The organism is Streptomyces sp. NPDC006283 (genome assembly GCF_040613325.1).
In the GTDB taxonomy this organism is placed as follows: domain Bacteria; phylum Actinomycetota; class Actinomycetes; order Streptomycetales; family Streptomycetaceae; genus Streptomyces.
In genome coordinates this window covers 1-2,419 of the sequence record NZ_JBEXRZ010000416.1, presented here as the reverse complement: position 1 = coordinate 2,419, position 2,419 = coordinate 1, and the positions used below count along the sequence as shown (strand labels likewise).

At 64.5% G+C, this 2,419-nt stretch carries 2 protein-coding genes and 2 pseudogenes; 1 reads left to right on the top strand and 3 read right to left on the bottom strand.

The genetic code is table 11. From position 1 onward, the window contains the following. Nucleotides 1–801, top strand: a pseudogene (locus ABZ070_RS36790) (IS256 family transposase); the annotation flags it as partial. Here the strand turns inward: ABZ070_RS36790 and ABZ070_RS36785 are convergent. From ABZ070_RS36785 to ABZ070_RS36775, 3 genes and pseudogenes are all read right to left on the bottom strand, one after another. After that, entirely contained in the window at nt 764–994 is a 231-nt protein-coding gene (locus ABZ070_RS36785; RefSeq protein WP_356640491.1) for a helix-turn-helix domain-containing protein, read from the bottom strand. The pseudogene ABZ070_RS36790 and the gene ABZ070_RS36785 overlap by 38 nt on opposite strands. Nucleotides 995–1,079: 85 nt before the next feature. Beyond that, complete coding sequence (locus ABZ070_RS36780) at nt 1,080–1,700, bottom strand: sortase (RefSeq protein WP_356640489.1); 621 nt, start codon at nt 1,698–1,700, stop codon at nt 1,080–1,082. A 41-nt stretch (nt 1,701–1,741) separates the two neighbouring features. Then, nucleotides 1,742–2,419 (bottom strand): annotated as a pseudogene (locus ABZ070_RS36775) (hypothetical protein); the annotation flags it as partial.

The following is a 2,419-nucleotide window of genomic DNA, read 5'->3' as shown; positions in this document are numbered from 1 at the left end:
CGATCGCCGACAAGGTGCTGGAGGGCATGGCCGAATGGCAGAGTCGGCCCCTGGACGCCGTCTATCCGGTGGTCTTCATCGACGCCACCCACGTGAAGATCCGCGACGGTGCGGTGGCCAACCGGCTAGTCTATATGGCCCTGGCCGTCACCACCGAGGGCCGGCGGGAGATCCTCGGGCTGTGGGCGGGTGACGGCGGCGAGGGAGCCAAGCACTGGCTGCACATCCTCACCGACATCAAGAACCGCGGCGTCAGCGACGTGCTCATGCTGGTCTGCGTGCTCAAGGGCCTGCCCGAAGCCGTGGAGACGGTCTGGCCCAGGACGATCGCGCACTGCGTGGTACACCTGCTGCAGAACTCCTTCCGCCACACCGCCCGCCAAGACTGGGACAAGATCGCCAGGCTCCTCAAGCCCCTCTGCACGGCGCCAACCGACGAGCGGCTCTGGAGCGGTTCGCGGAGTTCTCCAATGTCTAGCGCCGGAAGCATCCCACGATCGTGAAACTGCGGAAGAACGCCTGGGAAGAGTTCACCCCGTTCCTGCGGATCGACACCGACATCCGCCGCATCGTCTGCGCGACCAATGCGATCGAGTCGGTCAACGCCCGCATCCACCGGGCGGTCAAGGCGGCCGGGGGGCACTTCCCCCACGAGCAGGCCGCCCTGAAGTGCGTCTACATGGCGATCATGTCGCTCGATCCACCGGAAAGGGCCAGGCCCGCGGGACCATGCGCTGGAAGACCGCACTGAACGCCTTCGACATCACCGTCGACGGCCGGCTCTCAGCAGCCCGCCAGTAACCCAACTACCCGAGTTACACCGCTCGTTTGACAGACCCATTCTCGAGCGCTCGGCCTCGGTGATCCGCCGCTTGCGACCTTGGCCACCCAGATCCTCCAGACTTTCAAGCCCGGTCCGGTTGAAGCGGTGCAGCCAGCACCGCACCGTCTTCTGACTGCAGCCCAACTCAGCGGCAATCGCCGCCACCCCCATCCAACCAGATCCCGCGACGCCTTCCGTGCCCGCGCTAGCTTGCAGATCACCGCATCTATACCCACCGAAAGCGGAATCCAGCCTATTAGACTAGATCCGCGTAGAAGATGATGTTGTCGGCACGGTGGCCATCCACTATCGGTCCGCCACAGGTAATCAGCCTCAACTCAGGGCGGTTCGTCTCCCCATAGACCTTCTGAGTGGGAAAATTGCCCTTGCTGACCTGGCTCACCTGTCTGACCTTGAACGTTGCAGCTATGCCGTCCTGGCGTCCAATCTTGATCTCCGAGCCGATCTTGATATCAGCCGCGTTCTTCATCAGAGCTAGGCCGTATCTGGTGTCGTAGTGGGCGACCATGATGGCAGGCCCGACCTCACCGGGGGTGACCGCCTTTGTGTAGTAACCAGGCAGACCACCCTGAGAGGGAGGTGGGACCTCCAGCTCGCCGGAGCTGTCCAGGCCCAGCGGAAGGACCTTTCGCGCCGTTACTTTCGCATCGGGGATGTCCAGAGTGACAGGCTTGGACCTCGCCAGTGGCTCAGCCTTGTTTTCCGGAGCCGGGACGCTACTGGATTGCACGCTGATGTCGGGGGCATGCTGGGCATCGGCCGCGCCGCAGCCGGAGACCCCTGCGAGGCCTCCGACTGCGGCAAGCGCGAGCAGACCTCCCCTGATCGCCGACCGACGCTTACATATGGAGTTCAATGGTCGGTCTCCCCACGCTATGTTCACTGGTCCGGTGTCGCTTAGCCCTGCACGCCTGCACGGCCACGGCGCTTGAGCACGAAGCCCAGACCGGCGGCGGATGCAGCGGCGGCCCCAGCGCCCACTCCGATCAGCCCGCCGCGTCCCCCACCGGAAGGCTGTTCCAAACCCGCCGCGACAGAGCCGCTCGGGACCGCGGTTATCTGCTTATTCGAGGCGCCAGGTACCACGGCCGACCCATTCGCCCTAGCCCTGGCCTCGATCCGGCCGTTGGACGCGGACTTGACCTCATTATCAGTCAGCTTGCGCACGTCCTCCTTCCTGTCGGAGGAGTGACGACTGACGGTGCCGCGGTCGTCCAGGGCGTACTTCACCTTCTTGTAGGTAACGGCTTTACCGGCCCCACTGAGGGAACCGCACTTAATCAACTCACCGGTCTTAGCTTCCCTAGTCCACAGTTCAGCGCTGTAGCGACCGCGGGTATCGACATAGACCTTGACGGAAACGCTGGCGCTGGCTTCGGCAGGGGCTCCGGAGAAAGACTTCGTGGCGGCAAGAACCTTCGCTTCCGCCTCTGCCCCGGCAGTACCCGTGTCCCACCCCCCGGCACCGGCATTCGACTCAGCTTCCGCCTCTGCCCCGGCAGTACCCGTGTCCCACCCCCCGGCACCGGCATTCGACTCAGCTTCCGCCTCTGCCCCGGCAGTACCCGTGTCCCA